General features: G+C 74.2%; 17 protein-coding genes. 15 read left to right on the plus strand and 2 right to left on the minus strand.

Annotated features, from left to right (window positions below):
- The first annotated feature begins 4 nt into the window (after nt 1–4).
- From ACIRSU_RS03175 to ACIRSU_RS03235, 13 genes are all read left to right on the plus strand, one after another.
- Complete coding sequence (locus ACIRSU_RS03175; RefSeq protein ID WP_403788622.1) at nt 5–289, plus strand: acyl carrier protein; 285 nt, start codon at nt 5–7, stop codon at nt 287–289.
- Nucleotides 286–1,479: an acyl-CoA dehydrogenase family protein gene (locus ACIRSU_RS03180; protein ID WP_403788624.1), complete on the plus strand. Its 1,194-nt coding sequence runs from the start codon at nt 286–288 to the stop codon at nt 1,477–1,479. The genes ACIRSU_RS03175 and ACIRSU_RS03180 overlap by 4 nt, the downstream gene beginning before the upstream one ends.
- On the plus strand, nt 1,476–2,678 hold the full coding sequence (locus ACIRSU_RS03185) for a hypothetical protein (protein ID WP_403788626.1): 1,203 nt from the start codon (nt 1,476–1,478) through the stop codon (nt 2,676–2,678). The genes ACIRSU_RS03180 and ACIRSU_RS03185 overlap by 4 nt, the downstream gene beginning before the upstream one ends.
- Nucleotides 2,675–4,090, plus strand: a complete 1,416-nt coding sequence (locus ACIRSU_RS03190; protein ID WP_403788628.1) for an acyltransferase domain-containing protein — start codon at nt 2,675–2,677, stop codon at nt 4,088–4,090. Before ACIRSU_RS03185 ends, ACIRSU_RS03190 begins: the two co-directional genes overlap by 4 nt.
- Nucleotides 4,087–5,499 carry a condensation domain-containing protein gene (locus tag ACIRSU_RS03195; protein WP_403788630.1) on the plus strand — a complete coding sequence of 471 codons (1,413 nt, stop codon included), beginning with the start codon at nt 4,087–4,089 and terminating at the stop codon, nt 5,497–5,499. Before ACIRSU_RS03190 ends, ACIRSU_RS03195 begins: the two co-directional genes overlap by 4 nt.
- Entirely contained in the window at nt 5,496–5,735 is a 240-nt protein-coding gene (locus tag ACIRSU_RS03200) for an acyl carrier protein (protein ID WP_403788632.1), read from the plus strand. Before ACIRSU_RS03195 ends, ACIRSU_RS03200 begins: the two co-directional genes overlap by 4 nt.
- On the plus strand, nt 5,732–7,246 hold the full coding sequence (locus tag ACIRSU_RS03205) for an AMP-binding protein (protein WP_403788634.1): 1,515 nt from the start codon (nt 5,732–5,734) through the stop codon (nt 7,244–7,246). Before ACIRSU_RS03200 ends, ACIRSU_RS03205 begins: the two co-directional genes overlap by 4 nt.
- The gene (locus ACIRSU_RS03210; RefSeq protein ID WP_403788636.1) at nt 7,230–8,318 is read left to right on the plus strand and encodes a MupA/Atu3671 family FMN-dependent luciferase-like monooxygenase; all 1,089 of its coding nucleotides are present in this window, start codon (nt 7,230–7,232) and stop codon (nt 8,316–8,318) included. Before ACIRSU_RS03205 ends, ACIRSU_RS03210 begins: the two co-directional genes overlap by 17 nt.
- On the plus strand, nt 8,311–9,168 hold the full coding sequence (locus ACIRSU_RS03215) for a hypothetical protein (protein WP_403788638.1): 858 nt from the start codon (nt 8,311–8,313) through the stop codon (nt 9,166–9,168). The genes ACIRSU_RS03210 and ACIRSU_RS03215 overlap by 8 nt, the downstream gene beginning before the upstream one ends.
- Nucleotides 9,165–10,946 carry an amino acid adenylation domain-containing protein gene (locus tag ACIRSU_RS03220; RefSeq protein WP_403788640.1) on the plus strand — a complete coding sequence of 594 codons (1,782 nt, stop codon included), beginning with the start codon at nt 9,165–9,167 and terminating at the stop codon, nt 10,944–10,946. The genes ACIRSU_RS03215 and ACIRSU_RS03220 overlap by 4 nt, the downstream gene beginning before the upstream one ends.
- Complete coding sequence (locus tag ACIRSU_RS03225; protein WP_403788642.1) at nt 10,943–12,253, plus strand: condensation domain-containing protein; 1,311 nt, start codon at nt 10,943–10,945, stop codon at nt 12,251–12,253. Before ACIRSU_RS03220 ends, ACIRSU_RS03225 begins: the two co-directional genes overlap by 4 nt.
- Nucleotides 12,250–13,539 carry an MFS transporter gene (locus tag ACIRSU_RS03230; protein WP_403788644.1) on the plus strand — a complete coding sequence of 430 codons (1,290 nt, stop codon included), beginning with the start codon at nt 12,250–12,252 and terminating at the stop codon, nt 13,537–13,539. Before ACIRSU_RS03225 ends, ACIRSU_RS03230 begins: the two co-directional genes overlap by 4 nt.
- A gap of 161 nt (nt 13,540–13,700) precedes the next feature.
- Entirely contained in the window at nt 13,701–13,910 is a 210-nt protein-coding gene (locus tag ACIRSU_RS03235; protein WP_403788646.1) for an MbtH family protein, read from the plus strand.
- Between the two features lie 414 nt (nt 13,911–14,324).
- On the opposite strand, the gene ACIRSU_RS03240 is transcribed toward ACIRSU_RS03235, so the two are convergent.
- Nucleotides 14,325–15,386, minus strand: coding sequence for a helix-turn-helix domain-containing protein (locus tag ACIRSU_RS03240; RefSeq protein ID WP_403788648.1), 1,062 nt, complete (start codon nt 15,384–15,386; stop codon nt 14,325–14,327).
- A gap of 231 nt (nt 15,387–15,617) precedes the next feature.
- On the opposite strand from ACIRSU_RS03240, the gene ACIRSU_RS03245 reads away from it, so the two are divergent.
- Together ACIRSU_RS03245 and ACIRSU_RS03250 are read left to right on the plus strand one after the other, a co-directional pair.
- Complete coding sequence (locus tag ACIRSU_RS03245) at nt 15,618–15,806, plus strand: hypothetical protein (RefSeq protein WP_403788650.1); 189 nt, start codon at nt 15,618–15,620, stop codon at nt 15,804–15,806.
- A 35-nt stretch (nt 15,807–15,841) separates the two neighbouring features.
- Nucleotides 15,842–16,822 carry a LysR family transcriptional regulator gene (locus ACIRSU_RS03250; protein WP_403788652.1) on the plus strand — a complete coding sequence of 327 codons (981 nt, stop codon included), beginning with the start codon at nt 15,842–15,844 and terminating at the stop codon, nt 16,820–16,822.
- A gap of 38 nt (nt 16,823–16,860) precedes the next feature.
- On the opposite strand, the gene ACIRSU_RS03255 is transcribed toward ACIRSU_RS03250, so the two are convergent.
- A complete protein-coding gene (locus tag ACIRSU_RS03255; RefSeq protein WP_403788654.1) occupies nt 16,861–18,063 on the minus strand; it encodes an aspartate-semialdehyde dehydrogenase in 1,203 nt (400 codons plus the stop codon).
- Nucleotides 18,064–18,076: the final 13 nt, after the last annotated feature.

Raw genomic sequence — 18,076 nt, forward strand, 5'->3', positions numbered from 1 at the left:
CCCCATGGCTGACGTGACGACGACCGGCGCGACCGCCGAGGACGACAAGGTGCTGATCCGCGAGTTCCTGGCGGGGCACGTGCACGGCGTGGAGGTGGAGGACGACGAGGACCTGTTCGCCACGGGTCTGGTGAACTCGCTCTTCGCCGTGCAGCTGGTGATGTGGGTCGAGCGCACCTACGGCCTGGCCGTCGCGGGCGAGGACCTCGCCGTCGCCAACTTCCGCTCGGTCTCGGCCATCGCGGAGTTCGTGGAACGCAAGAAGGCCCTTGCCGGAGGCGGCGCGTGATCGTCGAACCGACGCCGGAGCAGCTGCGGCTGCGCCGGGAGATCATCGCGTTCGCCCGGGCGGAGCTCGGCCGTGACGCGGCCGAGGCCGACCGCGGCGCCCGCTTCCCGCGCGAGGACTGGCAGCGCTGCGCGGACTTCGGCGTGCTCGGCTGGCAGGTGCCCGAGGAGTACGGCGGCCGCGGCTTCGACCCGCTGACCACCATGATCGCGCTGGACGCGCTGGGTTACGCCTGCCCCGACAACGGCCTGGTGTTCGCGGTGAACAACCACCTCTGGGGCTGTGTGATCTATCTGCTGCTGCACGGCACCGAGGAGCAGAAGCGGCGCTTCCTGCCCGGTCTGTGCGACGGCTCGCTGGTCGGCGCGCACGCGCTGTCGGAGCCGGAGGCGGGCTCCGACATCCTCTCCATGACCACCACGGCGGAGCGCGACGGCGACGGCTACCGGCTGCACGGCACCAAGTGCTTCATCAGCAACGGCCCGGTGGCGGACGTCTTCGTCACGATCGCCCGCACGGGTACGGGCCCGGGCCGGCAGGACCAGCTGTCGGCGTTCCTGGTCACCGCCGACACGCCCGGTGTGGTGAAGAAGCGCGAGCTGCCGAAGATGGGGCTGCGGACCACCCCGATGGGTGTCGTCGAGTTCGACGGCGCCCTGGTGCCCGCGGCGAACCTGATCGGCCGCGAGGGCGGCGGCTACCCGGTCTTCACCTCGACCATCGAGTGGGAGCGGTCCTTCATGTTCGCCCCGCACGTGGGCGCCATGGAACGGCTCCTGGAGACCTCCGTACGGCAGGCCAACACGCGCCGCCAGTTCGGCCGGACGCTCGGCTCCTTCCAGGCGGTGTCGCACCCGATCGCGGACATGAAGATCCGTCTGGACCTGGCCCGGATGCTGCTCTACCGGGTCGGCTGGCTGAAGCGGGAGGGCAGGCTCGCCCTCCAGGAGGCCACCATGGCCAAGATCTTCATCAGCGAGGGCCTGGTCGAGACGGCCAAGGCCGCGGTCGAGCTGCACGGCGCCCGGGGCTACCTGGAGGAGTACGGCATCGAGCGCGAGCTGCGCGACGCGCTCGGCGGCCCGATCTACGCCGGGTCCAACTCGGTGCAGCGGGGCATTCTCGCCGAACTCCTCGGCGTCCACGGGGCGTTGTCGGGCGGAACGGTGCCGGGGGGCGAGCCCCGGTGACCGGAAAGACCCTCACGACCCGGCTGCCGCTGGAGCCGGCGCTGCCGGCCGAGCTCGCCCAGGAGCTGGCCCAGCGCGTCTACTTCGTCTCGGACACGATCACCGGGTTCTCGCTGGTCCGCTCGGACGCGGGCGACGAGATCACCGCCGTGGACGTGGAACACGGCCTGCCGGCCGATGCGGCCGAACTCACCCGCAAGCTCAACCTGGTCACCGCGAACGACCTGCTCGGGCAGCGGTTCCTGGAGCCCAAGGTGGTCTGGCGGGCCGCCGACAGCGGGCCGGTGAAGGACGTGTTCGACGAGCTGGTGGCCCGGGGCGCGGCCGTGGAGGCGGGCGAGGGGCAGATCGCGGTCGGCGAGCCGGTCCTGTCGCTCATGGACCACCTGGACTCGATGCTGCGCAAGCTGGTCACGGAGGAGTTCGGCGCCCGGGAGTTCCGCTACCCGACGCTGATCACCGCCGACGCACTGCGCCGCACGGGCTACTTCGAGTCGTTCCCGCAGATGGTGATGTCCGTCTCGCGGCTGCACGGCGACGTCGACAGCTACCGCGGTTTCCTCGACGACCTCGCGGGCGGCGGCGATCTGCAGGCGGCGCTCACCGCGCACAGCGGCGGCTTCGACCACTGTCTGCCGCCCACCATGTGCTTCCACACCTACCACCAGTTCGCGGACGGCCCGCTGCCGGAGAGCTCGCTGGTGGTGACGGCGCGGGGCAAGTCGTTCCGCAACGAGTCCCGGTACCGGCGCTCGCTGGAGCGCCTGTGGGACTTCACGATCCGCGAGATCGTCTTCCTCGGGACGCCGGAGTTCGTGCTCGACGCGCGCCGGCGGCTGATGGAGCGGGCGTACGAGCTGGTGGACGCGCTCGGTCTGGGCGGGCGGTGCGAGGTGGCGGGCGATCCGTTCTTCCTCAACGACACGACCGCGGCGCGTGCCTGGTCGCAGCGGCTCCTGGAGCTGAAGTACGAGCTCCGGCTGCCGCTGGACGACGGACGTGACGTCTCCGTGGGCTCGTTCAACTACCACGAGCAGTTCTTCGGGCGGTCATTCGGGATCGGCGGCGACGCGGGCGAGCCGGTCTTCACCGGGTGCGCCGGGTTCGGGCTGGAACGTTTCGCCTATGCGTTCCTGTGCCGGCACGGCCTGGACCCGGAGCACTGGCCGGACGCGGTACGGGCGGCGGTGGCGCCGTGACCGTACGCGAACCCTCACCCGTACCCGATCCCGCACGCGATCCCGCACCCGGACCCGCGCCTCTGTCGCCGCGCCTGCTGACGCTGTCCGCGCCGACCGTGGACCTGCTCGAGCGGGCCACGGACGAGCTCGCCGACCGCCTCGACGCGATGGGCGACACGGGCCTCGCGCGGCTGCCCGCCGTGCCCGCTCCCCCGGCGGAGCCGGGCGCGGTGCGGCGCGCCGTGCTCGCCAACTCGGCTGGGAACGCGGCCCGTTGGCTGCGCAAGCGCGATGTGCGGCGGGTCTTCACCGGCCGCCCCGGCGACGGGTCCTCCCGGGTGTTCCTGTTCTCCGGGGTCGGCGACCAGTATCCGGGGCTCGGCGCCGGTCTGTACCGGTGCCTGCCGGCATTCCGGGAGGAGCTCGACCGCTGCTTCCGGGTACTGGCGGACGAGCACGGCCTGGACCTGCACGCCGTCCTCTTCCCGGCCGGGCACCGCGAGGAGCCGGCCGAGGTCTTCGACCGGCACACGGCTCCGCAGGAGATCCACCGCACGGTGGTGGCCCAGCCGCTGCTGTTCGCGCTCCAGTACTCCCTGGCCCGCGCCCTGACGGCGCTCGGCGCCGGCCCGGCCGCGCTCGCGGGCTACAGCGTCGGCGAGTACACGGCCGCGTGCGTCGCCGGGGTGTTCCCGGTCGAACACGCCCTGCGTCTGGTCACCGGCCGGGCGCGGCTCGTGGACGAGCTGCCGCCGGGAGCCATGCTCGCGGCGGCGGCCGGACCGGAGGCGCTCGACGGCCCCCTGGCCGGGCTGCTCCCCGGCCCGCTGTCGCTCGCCGCGCTCAACGGACCGCAGCAGACGGTGCTGTCCGGCCCGGTCGAGGCGGTCGAGGAGGCCGTCCGGCGGCTGACCGGGGCGGGGCTGCCCTGCCAGCGGCTCGCCACGGCGCACGCCTACCACTCGACCATGACGGAGGCGCTGACCGGACCGCTGGAGGAGCTGCTCGGCACCGTGCCGCTCGCCCCGCCCGCGATCCCGCTGCTCTCCAACGTGACCGGGACCTGGCTGCGCGACGAGGAGGCGACGAGCCCGGCCTTCTGGGCCCGTCAGCTGTCCCGGACGCTGCGCTTCTCGGACGAGCTGGCCGAGATCTGGCGCCTGCCCGACCCGATGCTCGTCGAGCTCGGCCCCGGTCAGGCGCTCACCAGGCTCGCCCTCGGCCATCCGGACCGCCCGGCGAACGCCCTGGCCTCGGTCGTCCAGACGCTGCCGGGCCGCCTGGAGAGCCGTACGGAGTGGGAGCTGCTGCTCACCGCGGCCGGACGGCTGTGGGCGGCGGGCGCGGCGGTCGACTGGGCCGCACTGGCCGAGGAGCCGGCGGCAGGGAACTCGGCGGCGACTGCGACGGCCACGGAGGGACGCGGATGAGCGACATCGACGCGATCCGTCCGGTGCCGCGCGACGGTTCCGTGCCCCTGCCGCTGTCGAGCGCGCAGGAACGGCTCTGGTTCATGCAGCAGCTGCAGCCCGGCATGCTCGCCTACCAGTTCCAGGCGAAGATCGAGTTCACCGGGACGCTCGACCCCGAGGTCCTGGCCGCCGCCCTCACCGAGGTGGTGCGGCGGCACGAGGTCTACCGCACGACCTTCGCCGACGGTCCTGACGGCCCGGTCCAGGTGGTGCACCCGCCGTACCGGGTCGAGCTGCCCGTGGAGGACCTGCGCGAGGCGGGAGCGGCCGCGGAGGCCGAGGTGATCCGTGCGGCAGTGGCGGCGGAGATCCCGGTGGACCGGCTGCCGCTGGTGCACTGGCGGCTGCTGCGGACCTCCGACGAGCGGCATGTGCTGCTGCACCTGGAGCACCACCTCGTCCACGACGGCTGGGGGTTCAACCTCTTCGTCGACGAACTGTGCGCGCTGTACCGGGCGTTCGCGGCGGGCGAGCCGTCGCCGCTGCCCGAACCCGAGGTCCAGTTCGCCGACTTCGCGGTCTGGCAGCGGTCCTGGCTGGACGGTCCGGAGGCCGAGGCGCAGCTCGCGTACTGGCGCGAGCAGCTCGCCGGAGTGCCGTACTTCCTCGACCTGGCCACCGACCGGCCCCGCGTCCCGAAGCGCCGGTTCACCGGTGACGCGCCGCGTTTCACGGTGCCGGCCGAGCTGGCCGACGCGGCGCGCGCGCTCGCCGCGCGCGAGCGGGTGCCGTTGTTCTCGGTGATGTTCGCCGCGTTCCAGGTGCTGCTCGCCGGCTGGTCGGGGCAGGACGACTTCTGCGTCGCCACGGGGATGGCGGCCCGCACCCGGCCCGAGGTCGACGGCATGTTCGGCATGCTGGTCAACACGGTGGCGCTGCGGGCCGATCTGCGCGGCGACCCGTCGTTCCGCGAGCTGCTCGGCCGGGTGCGGAAGACCACCTTCGGCGCGCTGCAGCACCAGGAGCTGCCCTTCGACCGGGTGGTGGCGGCGCTGCGGCCGCCCCGGGTGCGGGGCCGCCAGCCGATGTGCGAGGTGCTGTTCGCGTTCCACGACTCGCCGTCGCGCCCCGTGCGGATCCCCGGCCTGGAGGTCGAGGTCACGCCCGGCGTCAGCAACGGCAGCGCCAAGTTCGACCTCAACGTCATCGCGATCCCCCGCGCCGAGCAGACGATCGGACAGCGGGACCGGGCGACGACGCAGGCGGTCGAGTTCATCTGGGAGTACGACCGGGACCTCTTCGACGCCGGGACCGTCGCCCGGGCCGCGGCGCGGTACGAGAGGCTGCTCGCCGCGGTGACCGCGGCTCCGGAGACCAGGATTTCAGCGCTGACCGGCGACGGTCGGCAACAGGAGGACGAGAAGTGAGCGACGCGGACGAGCTGATCGGCCCGGTGCGGGCGGCCTGGGCCGAGACCCTGGGCTACGACGAGGCCGAGATACCCCTGGACGTCGGTTTCTTCGACGCCGGCGGCAACTCGCTGCTGCTGTTGCTGCTGTGGGAGCAGCTGAACGAGCTGACGCCGGGCGAGCTGCGCGCCACCGACCTGTTCCAGCATCCGACCGTGCGGGGGCAGGCGGCGTTCCTGCGGAGCGGCGCATGACCCGCGGTCTGTACGAGGTGTTCGCGGCCACCGCGGAGCGGCACCCGGACGCCCCCGCCGTCGAGTTCCCGGACGGCGGCGCGGGCGGTCCCGTGACCTACCGCGAGCTGCTGCGGGCCGCCGAGGCGCTCGCGGAGCGGATCGCGGACCGGCACGGCCCGGTCGGGCGGGTCGGCCTGCTCGCCGCCCGCAGCCTCGTCGCGTACGCCGGCTATCTCGCGGCGCTGCGGCTCGGCGCCGCCGTCGTGCCGCTGGGCCCCGACTACCCGGCGGCGCGGAACACGGGGATCTGCGAGGCGGCCGGCGTCGACGTGGTGGTGGCCGAGGCGGCCGCCGCCCGGCGCGCCGGGGACGGGTGGGCCGGCGGCCGTCCCGTACTGCCGCTCGACGACGACGAGGTCCGGGCGGCGGCGCCGGGCGGGCGGCTCGCGCCGCACACGGCGGATCCGGACGCGCTCGCCTATCTGCTCTTCACCTCGGGCACGACCGGCCGGCCCAAGGGCATCCCGATCCGGCACCGCCAGGTGCTGCCGTTCCTGGCGCACAACATCGCCCGCTTCGGGGTCGGCCCGGGCTGCCGGATGTCGCACACCTTCGAGCTGACCTTCGACCTGTCGGTGTACGACCTGTTCGTCACCTGGGGCGGCGGGGCGACGCTCGTGGTGCCGTCCCGGGCCGAGCTGTTCGCACCGGTCGGCTATCTGACCGGCCGGGAGCTGACCCACTGGTTCTCGGTGCCCTCGGTGGTCTCGGTGAGCGCCGGCTTCGGACAGCTCGCCGGCGCCGCGCCGGCCGGCGGCGGGCCGTCGGCCCTGCGTCACAGCGTCTTCTGCGGCGAGCAGCTCACCCTGGAGCAGGCGCGGGCGTGGTACGCCGTGGCGCCGGGAGCGCCCGTCGACAACCTCTACGGCCCCACCGAACTGACCATCGCGTGTGCCGAGTTCCGGCTTCCCGAGGATCCCGCGCGGTGGCCGGTGACCTCCAACGGCACCGTCCCCATCGGGCGGGTCTACGAGGGTCTTGAGCACCGGGTCGCCCCGGAGACGGGTGAGCTGTGGGTGCGCGGCCCCCAGCGGTTCGACGGCTATCTGGACCCGGGCGACGACGAGGGCCGGTTCACGGACGACGGGTACTTCCGTACCGGGGACCGGGTCCGGATCGAGGACGGGCAGCTGGTCCACCGGGGCCGGCTCGACGACCAGGTGAAGATCCGCGGCTACCGGGTGGAGCCGAGCGAGGTGGAGGCCGCGCTGCGCCGGCTCGACGCGGTGGCGGAGGCCGTGGTGCTCGGCGTCGCCCAGGGCGGCGTCACCGATCTGGTGGCCTGCTACACCGGGCGCGAGACCGGCCGGATGGAGTTGATCCGCGCGCTGCGCGGCGCCCTGCCGATCCATCTGGTGCCCCGCCGCTTCGAGCACTTCGACTCCCTGCCCCGCAATGCCAACGGCAAGGTGGACCGGGGCGCGCTCCGCCGAATCGTCAGTGAGGTCAACGATGGCGCACTCGCCTGATCCCGCGGCCGGGTCCGCCGCCGGGGCCGCACCGCGGCGCGGCATGGACTTCAGCCTCTTCTACTTCGCCAGCGACAGCGAGGAGTTCGCCGGACCGCGCTACCAACTCCTCCTGGACGGAGCCCGGTTCGCCGACTCCCGCGGGCTCGCCGCCGTGTGGACGCCGGAGCGGCACTTCCACCCCTTCGGCGGCCTGTACCCGAACCCGGCCGTCACCGGTGCGGCGGTCGCCGCCGTCACCGAGCGCGTGGCGATCCGGGCGGGCAGCGTCGTGGCGCCGCTGCACCACCCGCTGCGCATCGCCGAGGAGTGGTCCGTCGTGGACAACCTCTCCGGCGGTCGCGTCGGCGTCTCCTTCGCGTCCGGCTGGCACGCGGCCGACTTCGCGCTGCGCCCGGAAGCGTACGCCGACCGCAGGCGGCTGATGACGGAGCAGGTACGGCAGGTGCGGGAGCTGTGGCGGGGCGCGTCGCTCGCCTTCCCGGACGGCACCGGCAGCGAGGTGAAGGTGTCCGTCCACCCCAGGCCGGTGCAGCCGGAGCTGCCGGCCTGGATCACCAGCGCGGGTGGCGTGGAGACCTTCCGGGCCGCCGGGGCCATGGGCGCGGGCATCCTGACGCATCTCCTCGGCCAGGACCTGGACGATCTCGCGTACAAGATCGGCGAGTACCGCGCGGCGGGCGGCCGGCACGTGGTCCTGATGGTGCACGCCTATCTGGACGACGACGCGGACCGGGTCCGGGAGCTGGTGCGGGAGCCGCTGCTCCGCTATCTGCGCGGCTCGCTCGGGCTGCTGCTGGGCTCGGGCCTGGACGGCAGGCGCCGGATCGACCCGGCGAAACTCCACCCGGACGACCTGGAGTTCCTCGTGCGGCGCTCCTTCGACCGCTATGTCGACGACTGCGGGCTGCTCGGCTCGCCGGAGACGGCGGCGCGCGCGGTGGAGCGGCTGCGCGGGATCGGCGTGGACGAGATCGCCTGCCTGATCGACTTCGGGCTGCCCGCCGACACCGTCATGCGGGGTCTGGAACGGATCGCCGACCTCAACGCCCGGGAGAACGCGCATGGCTGACCACAGCGGCATCCCGACCCCGGACAGCCCCGCGTTCGCGAAGGCGGTCGCCCGGCTGCGGGTGCCCGGCATGGGCACCGAGGCGGTCGCCCCGTTCCTGGCCGGGCTCATCCGGATGACCAGGCCCCGCCGGGTCCTGGAGGTCGGGATGGGCTACACCACGCCGTTCCTGGCGGCCGCACTGGCCGAGGCCCGGGAGCAGGCCGACGAGGAGTCGCGGCTGCTCGCGGCCAAGACCCGGCCGTATCTGAGCTCCGGCACCCCGCTGGACGACGACTGGCTGCGTGCCGAGCCCGCGCTCGCGGCACCGGCCGCGTATCTGGAGCCGTACCGGCCCCGGTTCGTGGCCGTGGACGACCTGTCGATCCCCGAGTCCTCGGCCGGGCAGGTCGAGGAGGTGCTCGCCGAGCTGGGGCTCGCCGGGCAGGTCACCGTCGTGGACGCGCCGCTGCGCGAGGCCGGCGGCGCGCTGCCTGACGGCTTCGAGCCGATCGACTTCGCGTGGGTCGACGCGTGGGACTGCCTGTACTTCCTGGACCACTTCCTCGACCGGATCAACCCGGCCGGCGGCGTGGTGGTCCTGCACTATCTGATGACCTATCCGGAGGGCGAGGCGATCCTCCGCTATCTGGCCGGACTGCAACGGGCGCGGCCGGGCGAGCTGGAGGTCCTGAACCTCCTGGAGTCGCACAAGCTCCGGCAGAACAGCGTCACGATGATCCGCCGGACCGCCGTCCCCCCGCCCCGCCTCGCCGGGCCGGGCGGCCGCATCCGGTACGACGGCGAGCTGCGCGAACGCGCCACGGCGCACGCCGAGTCCTTCGACAGCGAACGGGAGAACCACAAGTGAGCATCCTGCGCGGGGCCGTGACCCCCTACCCCGCCGACGCGTCCATACCCGCGGTCTTCGCCGCACAGGTGCGGGCCCGGCCGGAGGCGCCCGCCGTCGTGGACGGCGAGCACACCCTCACGTACGCGGAGCTCGACGCCCGGTCCGACCGCCTCGCCCGGCTGCTGCGCGGCCGGGGCGTGACCGACGGCTCCCGGGTGGGCGTGCTCCTGGAGCGCGGCCACCAGCTGGTGACGGCGCTGCTCGCGATCCTCAAGGCCGGCGGCGCCTACGTGCCGGTCAACCCGGCGTACCCGCGGGAGCGCCAGGAGCACATGCTGGCCGCCGCCGAGGCGGCCGTGACGGTCACCGCCGAGGAGCTGCGCCAGGTCGAGCGGGCCGGGGACGCGAGCGAGCTGCCGCGGCCCGCCACCGGCTCCCGCGTCCCCGCGTACATCCTGTTCACGTCGGGGTCCACGGGCCGGCCGAAGGGCGTCGTCGTCGAGCACCGCTCGGTGCTGCGGCTCGTCCGCGACACCGACTACGTGGAGTTCGGCGCCGACGAGCGCATCGCCCAGGTGGCCGACTCCTCCTTCGACGCCTTCACCTTCGAGGTCTGGGGCGCGCTCCTGAACGGCGGCACGGTCGTCGTGATCCCCACCCGGACGGTGCTGGCCCCGGGGGCGCTGGCCACGGCGCTCGCGGAGCACCGGATCACCACCATGTTCCTGACCTCCGCGCTCTTCACCACGGTGATGGCCGACCGGCCGGACAGCTTCGCCGGGCTGCGCAACCTGCTGGTCGGCGGCGACGTGCTGAACGTCGCGGCCGTGCGCCGGCTGCTCGACCTGGACGCCTCCGCCCGCCCGGCCCGTCTGGTGAACGGCTACGGCCCGACAGAGACCACCACCTTCGCCGTCTGCGGCGAGGTGACCGCGCTCCCGGCGGACGCCCGCTCGGTGCCGATCGGCCGGCCCATCGCGAACACCGACTGCTATGTGCTCGGCGAGGACCTGGAGCCGGTCGCGGCCGGGGAGCCGGGCGAGCTGTTCATCGGCGGCCCCGGCGTGGCCCGGGGTTACGCGGGGCAGCCGGAGCTGACCGGCGAGCGCTTCCTGCCGGATCCGTACGCGACGGAGCCGGACGCCCGGATGTACCGCACCGGGGACCTGGTGAAGCTCCTGGCGGACGGGCGGCTCGACTTCCTCGGGCGGGCCGACGACCAGGTGAAGATCCGGGGCTACCGGGTCGAGCCGGGCGAGGTGGAGGCCGTGCTGAGCCTGCACCCGGAGGTCCGCGAGGTGGCGGTGGCCGCCGACGACTCGGCGGGCGAGCGGCGGCTCGTGGCCCATCTGTCCCCGGCCGTGCCCGGGGAGGCGCCCACCGGTCTGCGGGAGTTCCTGGCCGGGCGGCTGCCGGAGTGGATGGTCCCGTCCGCCTTCGTGGTGGTGCCGGCGCTGCCGCTGACGCCCAGCGGCAAGCTGGACCGGGCGGCGCTGCCGCCGGTCCCGGTGGACGGCGAGGACGGTGCCGCGGTGTCGCCGCGTACGGATCTGGAGCGGGAACTGGCGGCGATCGCCGCCGAGCTGCTCGGCCTGGCCTCGGTCGGCGTCACCGACGACTTCTTCGCGCTGGGCGGCCACTCGCTGCTCGCGATGCGGCTCCTCTCCCGGGTCAACGCGGCCTTCGGGGTACGGGTGGACCTGGGCGAGTACCTCTACGACCCGACGATCGAGCGGCTCGCGGCGGAGGTGTCCGCCGGGCTGACCGCCGGCGTGCCGGGCGAGGTGTCCCCGTGACCGGTGACCACCCGGTCTCCTTCGCGCAGAAGCGGCTGTGGATCCTCGACCGGCTCTACCCGGACACCCCGGCCTACACCGTCCCGGTCGTCTACCGGATCGACGGCGATCCGGACGTCGCGGCCCTCGAAGGGGCGCTGACCGAGCTGGTCCTGCGGCACGAGGTGCTGCGGACCGGCTACCGGATGGCCAGGGGCGCGCTGCGCCAGGTCGTCCGGCCCGCCGGGCCGGTGCCGGTCCCCCGCGTCGACCTGACCGGGCACCCGGACCCGGCGGCGGAGGCGGAGCGGCTGGCCGCCGCCGAGGCGCGGCGGCCGCTCGACCTGGGCGGCGGCGCGGTGCTGCGGCCGCTGCTCCTCACGACGGCGCCGGGCCGGCACCTGCTGTGCCTGACGCTCCATCACATCGTGTGCGACGGCTGGTCGCTCGCCGTCCTGGAGACCGAGCTCTCGTCGCTGTACGAGGCGCTCGCGGCCGGCCGTGCGCCCGAACTGCCGCCGCTGACCGAGCAGTACGCCGACTTCGCCCGGTGGCAGGCGGACCGGGTCGCCGGCACCGCCCTCGACCGGGCGCGCGAGTACTGGACCAAGCACCTCGCCGGCGTACCGGCCCTGGCGACCATCGCGTCCGACCGGCCCCGCCCGGCGGTGTGGAGCTTCGCCGGCGCCCATGTGCCGTTCACGGTCGGTCCGGACGTCGTCGGACAGGTCGACCTGCTGGCCCGGGCCTGCGGCACCACCCCGTACGCCGTGATGCTGGCGGCGTTCGCCGCGCTGGTACGGGAGGAGGGAGGCGGCCCGGAGGTCGTGGTCGGCGCGCCCGTGGCCCTGCGGGAACGCGAGAGCCACTTCGCGCTGATCGGCATGTTCGGCAACACGGTCGTCCAGCGGCTCGACGTGCCGGACGGGACGAGCTTCCGCGACCTGGTGCTGCGGGCGCGCGACGAGAGCCGGGCCGCCCTGGTCCACCAGGCGCTGCCGTTCGAGCTTCTGGTGGAGGAGCTGAACCCGGCGCGGGACCCGGGCGCCAACCCGCTGTTCCAGCTGATGTTCAGCCACCAGCCGGCGGCCGCGCCCGGCCTGCGGCTCGAAGGCTGCCGGGTGGCCCGGGAGTTCGGCGACACCCGGACCGCGAAGGTGGACCTGTCGCTGTCGCTCACCCGCGACGGCACGGGCTGCACCGGGCGCCTGGAGTACAGCGAGGACCTCTTCGAGGAGACCACCGCGCGGCGGCTCGCCGCGCGGTACGTGACCCTGCTCGCCGGAGCCGCCGCCGAGCCCCTACGACCCATCGGACCGATGACGTGACCGAGACCGAGACCGAATCCGCCGCCGGCGCAGGACGCCCCTCCCTGCTGCGCCACCGCGACTTCATGCTGCTGTGGAGCGGCCAGACGATCAGCGAAGCCGGCTCGATGATCACCCCGTTCGCGCTGCCGTTCCTCGCCGTCACCGCGCTGAACGCCTCGAACTTCCAGGTCGGCCTGCTCACGGCGCTCGGCTCGCTGGCCTTCCTGCTCGTCGCGCTGCCGGCGGGCGTGGTGGTGGACCGGGTTGCCCGGCACCGGCTGATGATGTGGTGCGACGTGCTGCGCGCGGCGGTGGTCGCGACGGTGCCGGTGGCCTGGTACCTGGGCTCGCTGACCCTCACCCAGCTGTGCGCGGTGGCGCTCGTCACCGGCTCGCTGACGGTGTTCTTCGACGTGGCGTACCAGAGCTATGTTCCGGTCCTCGTCGACAAGGACGCGCTGATCGACGCCAACGGCAAGCTGGGCACGACGGGCGCGGCCGCCGCGACGCTCGGGCCGACGGTCGCGGGCGTGCTGGTCGCGGCGATCGGCGGGGCCCGGGCGCTGGCCGCCGACGCGCTGTCGTTCCTCGTCAGCGCCGCGTCGCTGTTCCTGATCCGGACCCCGGAGCCGAAGCCGGCCCGTCCGGACGGTCCTCGGCCGCCCTTCCGCAAGCAGATGGGCGAGGGTCTCGGCTTCGTCGTCCGGCACCCGGTGCTGCGCCGGATCGTGGCCTGCACGGGCACCGTGAACCTGTTCTCGCACATGGCCTCGGCGATGGAGATGCCGTTCCTCGTCCGCGAACTGGGGCTCTCCGCCGGCCAGGCCGGTCTGCTGCTCGCCCTCGGGCCCGTCGGCGGCGTCCTCGGCGGCCTGCTCGCGAGCCGGCTCGCCCGGACGATCGGGTCCGCCCGGATCATCTGGCTGGCGCCGCTGCTCCTCGGCCTGCCCTCGTACCTCGCCCCGCTCGCCTACCCGGGCTGGCGGGTGGTGCTCTACGGCATCGGCTGGTTCGCCTTCACCTTCGGCGCCATCGTCTACAACACCGCGCAAGTCACCTACCGGCAGCAGATCTGCCCGCCGGAGCTGCTCGGCCGGATGAACGCGGCGGTGCGCTGGATCGTCTGGGGCACCATCCCGCTGGGCGCGCTCCTGGGCGGCGCGCTCGCGACCTGGCTCGGACTGCGCCCCACCCTGTGGATCGGCCTCGTCGGAGCGAGCCTCGGCGGCCTCTGGGTCCTCTTCTCGCCGCTGCGCGGCCTGCGCGACGTGGCGCCGGAGCCGGCCGCGGCCACCGCGGGCTGAGCCGCCGTGCGGACACCTGCATCGGTGGAGCCGATGCGGGTGTTCAGCACGTTCCATCGCGGGGATCTTGCCGCGGACGGCGGGCGGCACCGAGGCTGAGAGCGTTGCACCGACGAGTCAGCCGACGAGTCGGCCGATGGTCAGTCGTGGAGGAGAACGGCGTGCAGGACGCGAGTGCGGGTGTGGACGAGCGGTTCGTGGTCGTGGTGAACGACGAGGAGCAGTACTCCCTGTGGGCCGAGCAGCGCGAGCTGCCGGCCGGATGGCGGGCGGCCGGCTTCGCCGGCACCAAGGCGGAGTGCCTCGCGCACGTCGAGGAGGTCTGGACGGACCAGCGCCCGCTGAGCGTCCGCCAGAACGCCGCCGCCTGACGCCACCGGGGGCACCCGCCGGCGCGGGTCGCGGGCCGGGGCGGGCCGAGTCGGGCCGGGTCAGGTCGGGCTGGGCCGGGTCAGGTCGGGCCGGGCAGGCCGAGTCGGGTCGGGTCGGGTCGGGTCGGGTCGGGTCGGGTCAGGTCGAGGGTCACGATGACGGACCTCAGGCCGGGGCGAGGCCGCAGGCCGAGGCGAGGGCCACAGGCCGAGGTGACCGGCCGGGGCCGGGACCGCAAGCCGGGGTCGCAGGCCTCGCCAGTCGCGGCCACCGGCCACCGGTCGCTGGCCACCCGCACGGTCAACCGGCCATCGGGCGACGGCCAGGTGACGAGCCATCGGTCACGGCCGAGGCCGACAGCCAGGTGACGAGCCATCGGTCACGACCGAGGCCGTCGGCCACCCGTGGCGCCGTCACAAGTCGCTCGGCAGCCAGCCGCGCTGGACCGCCCGTACGCCCGCCTCGAAGCGGCTGCGGGCGCCGAGGCGCTCCATGAGGACGGTCGCGATGCGCCGGGCGGTCCGGTGGGAGAGGCCCATGCGCTTGGCGATGCCCTCGTCCGTGTGGCCTTCGGCGAGGAGCCGTAGCGCGGCCGCTTCCTGGCGGTCCAGTTCGTCGCCGTCGTCGGCTCGGCGGGCGGTGTCGCCGAGCGGCCGGGCGGTCTCCCAGACCGTCTCGAAGAGGCTGCACAGGGCGGTCAGCGGGCCCTGGCCGGTCAGGACGACCGCTCCCGCGCTGGAGTCCTCGCTGTCCACCGGGATCACGGCGGCCTCGCGGTCGACCAGGGTCATCCGGATCGGCAGCGTGGCCACCGTGCGCACCTGGCCGCCGAGTCCGGTGAGGTCGCGGGCGTGGGCGACGGTCGCCGGGTCGTTGCGGACGCTGTCCAGATAGACGGTCCGCATGACCACACCGCGGCCGAGGAGGCGTTCGTTGAGCGGCCGGGCGGCCTGCCGGTTGGCCTCGGTCTGCGCGCCGCCGGGCGCGAAGACCATCACCTCGCCGCGCACGCTGTCGGTGAGCGCCGCCAGCCTGGCCCGTATCTGCGCCACGTCGGGCAGGTGCTCCACGGTCACCGGGGTGGTACGGGCGCTCAGCTCGGCGTACTCGGAGGCCAGCCGGGAGGCCGTGATCCGGGCGGCGGCGACCCGTCTGCGGTGCTCCTCCAGCTCCGTCTGGGCCCGGGCGACCAGATGGTCGAGGCCCAGCGCCGGGCTCACCGGCTCGGGCCGGCCGGTCGGGCGGTCGCCGTCCCGGTCGCCGTCGCCGTCGCGGTCGCGGTGGCCGTCGCGGTCGCCGTCCGTGTCGGCGTACCGGACCAGGGAGAGGCCGGCCAGCCGCTCCCAGGCGCGCCGCACGGCCTCCTCCGTGGTCCCGAGCCGCCGGGCGATGTCCGCGGCCCCGTCCCGGGGCTCCGCGAGCATGGCCCGGTAGACGGCTTCGGTGGCTGTGTCCAGTCCCAGCGCTTCCAGCATGAGGCCCCCGTTCCTCGTGGTTCACCGCACCGTCACCGGCCCGAAGGCCCGGAGACGAGCGGTCCGTGCTCCTTGCTCTGTGGCCGTTTTCGGCCAAGGCCCAAAGGGTCCAGCTGATCTTCCTTCCCCCTCGGCGCCCCGTCCGGTGATGCTAATGCGCGGTGGACACCCCACCCAAGGCACCTCTGCATCCCGCCAACCGTACGAACCAGAACCGGAAGGATGTTCTTCATGCTCCGCGCCCGTGTCGTCAAGGCCGCAGCCGTCACCGCCCTGGCCGCCGCGACCGTCCTCGGACCCGCCCTGACCGCCTCGGCCACGACCCCGCTCACCGGGTCGTCCGCCACCGGAACCGCACAGCGGCCCGCCGTCACCCCGGACACCGTCACGGATGTCCAGGAGGACATGGGCTGGCAGTGACGCAGGAATCCGGCAGAGCCCGAGGGGGAGGCCCGTTGGATCTCAGACAGCTCACCACGTTTCACCGTGTCGCCACGCTGCTCAGCTTCACCAAGGCGGCGGCCGACCTGAACTACGCACAGTCGAGCGTGACCGCCCAGGTGAAGAGCCTGGAAGTGGCCCTCGGCGTGGAACTCTTCGAACGCCTGCGGGGCAGGATCCGGCTCACCCCGGCGGGCGAGCGGCTGCTGCCGTACGCGGAACGCATCCTGTCCCTCGTCGACGAGGCGCGGGACAAGACGACCGGCTGGGCCGAGCCCACGGGGCTGCTCACCGTAGGGACGAGCGAGAGCCTCACCTCGTACCGCATGCCGCCGGTCCTGGAGTTCCTCCACCACCGCTATCCGCGGCTGCGGATCTCGCTGCGGACCGGCTCCGCCGACCGCACCTGCGAGGCGCTGCGGCACGGCGCCCTGGACATGGGCTTCTTCATGGACGCGCGCACCGAGCACGCGGGCCTGCGCACCGAGCGCCTGTGGTCCGAACCGCTCGTCGCGGTCGCAGCGCCGGGCCACCGGCTCGCCGGGCTGCGCGGCCTCGGCTCCGGGGACCTGGCCGCCGTGCCGCTCCTGGTGCCCGAGGCGGGCGACTGCTACCGGGAGCTCCTGGAGGCGGAACTCACCGACGCGGCTGCCGGTCCCGGGCCGGCGCTGCTGGAGTTCGGCACCGTCGAGTCCGTGAAGCGCGGGGTCGCCGCGGGGCTCGGGGTGAGCGTGCTGCCGGAGGTCGCGGTGGCCGACGCGGTCGCGGCGGGCGCCCTGGTGGTGCTCGACTGGCGGCCGCCGTTCGAGGTGCACACCCAGATCGCCTGGCGGCGCGGCCAGCAGGTCACCCGCGAGATGCGCGCGTTCATCGACCAGACCGTGCGCTTCGCCGCGCAGGACGCGCCGGACCTGCCGCACGTACCGGACGCGCCGGTCGAGCCGGGCGGCTTCCCGGTACGGGAGGAACGCGCCGAGCTCCAGCTCGTCGGCTGACCCGGAGCGGGAGGAACCAGGCCAGGTCCTGGGCGGGCTCAGAGCGTGCCGTGTGCCGTGAGCCCGCCCAGGACCTGGACCGCGTTCAGCGCCGCTCCGCCCCGGAGGTTGTCGGCGACCAGCCACAGCCAGAAGCCCGTCGGGTCGGCCGGCGAGACCCGGATCCGGCCCACGTGCACCCGGTCGGGATCGCCGAGCGTGGCGGGGGTCGGCGTGGCGCCCGCGGCGCCGTCGTGGACGGTGACGCCGGGCGCGGAGCGCAGCAGCGCGATCAGTTCCGTACGGTCCACGGCGGCGGCGCAGTCGACCCACACGGCCGCGCACTGCCCGTTCACCACGGGCACCCGGACGCAGGTGGCGGTCAGGTCGAGCTCCGGCAGGCCGAGGACGCGTCTCGTCTCGTCGCGCAGCCCGCGCTCCTGTGCGGTGAATTCACCGGCACCCTCGCCGTCGCCGTCGCCGTCACCCTCGCCGTCGCCGTCGCCGTCGGCACCGCCGTCGCCCGTCAGCACGTCGAAGGCCAGCGGCGGCGAGAACGTCTCGGCGGGCAGCGCGGTCTGCGGGTCCTGGAGGCGGGCCCGGGTGCCCTCCTGGAGCTCCTCGATGCCCGAGTGCCCGGCCTCGGAAGCCGGTTGGTAGGTGCTCACCACGACCCTGCGGACGGCCCAGCGGCGGACGATCGGCGCGAGGACCCGGACCAGGGCCACGGTGGCCGCTCCGGGGCCGGCGACGAGCCCGCGGGCCGGACGACGCCTCAGCAGCGCGTCGTTGACCCCCGGGACGACGAGGGGCACGTCCTCGGCGAGCCGGAAGGCGCGGCTGCCGTCGACGACAAGAGCGCCCGCGGCGGCCGCGAGCGGCGCCCAGCGGCGGCTGACGTCGGCGCCGGCGAAGAAGAACGCCACGTCGGCCCGGGAGAAGTCGAAGCCGGCGACGTCGTGCACCGGGTGGTCGCGCCCGTCGACGCGGATCTCACGGCCCGCCGAGCGCGCGGAGGCGATCAGATGGAGGGCGCGGTAGCGCAGCCGGTGGTCCTCCACGAGTTCCAGGAGGGTGCCGCCGACCGCGCCGGTCGCGCCCACGACGGCGATCCGCGGGGCGGTGGGGTCGTCGACCGCCGTCATCGCGTCGCCGATCTGCTGGATCCGGTTCGTCCGGGACGGAGGGGCATCGTCCGATGATCGGTCCGGGCGCAGGGAGCGATCAAGGAGCGGCGGCACCGTCCTTTCGATGTCGCTCATCGGCGGCGCCGAT

Source organism: Streptomyces sp. NPDC101160 (assembly GCF_044768205.1).
Lineage (GTDB): Bacteria > Actinomycetota > Actinomycetes > Streptomycetales > Streptomycetaceae > Streptomyces.

What these genes read in the sequence shown, in the direction of transcription:
- ACIRSU_RS03215 (WP_403788638.1), top strand. Translation starts at nt 8,311, where the DNA reads ATGGCTGACCACAGCGGCATCCCGACCCCGGACAGCCCCGCGTTCGCG.
- ACIRSU_RS03240 (WP_403788648.1), bottom strand. Translation starts at nt 15,386, where the DNA reads ATGCTGGAAGCGCTGGGACTGGACACAGCCACCGAAGCCGTCTACCGG.
- ACIRSU_RS03175 (WP_403788622.1), top strand. Translation starts at nt 5, where the DNA reads ATGGCTGACGTGACGACGACCGGCGCGACCGCCGAGGACGACAAGGTG.
- ACIRSU_RS03210 (WP_403788636.1), top strand. Translation starts at nt 7,230, where the DNA reads ATGGCGCACTCGCCTGATCCCGCGGCCGGGTCCGCCGCCGGGGCCGCA.
- ACIRSU_RS03205 (WP_403788634.1), top strand. Translation starts at nt 5,732, where the DNA reads ATGACCCGCGGTCTGTACGAGGTGTTCGCGGCCACCGCGGAGCGGCAC.
- ACIRSU_RS03245 (WP_403788650.1), top strand. Translation starts at nt 15,618, where the DNA reads ATGCTCCGCGCCCGTGTCGTCAAGGCCGCAGCCGTCACCGCCCTGGCC.
- ACIRSU_RS03195 (WP_403788630.1), top strand. Translation starts at nt 4,087, where the DNA reads ATGAGCGACATCGACGCGATCCGTCCGGTGCCGCGCGACGGTTCCGTG.
- ACIRSU_RS03255 (WP_403788654.1), bottom strand. Translation starts at nt 18,063, where the DNA reads ATGAGCGACATCGAAAGGACGGTGCCGCCGCTCCTTGATCGCTCCCTG.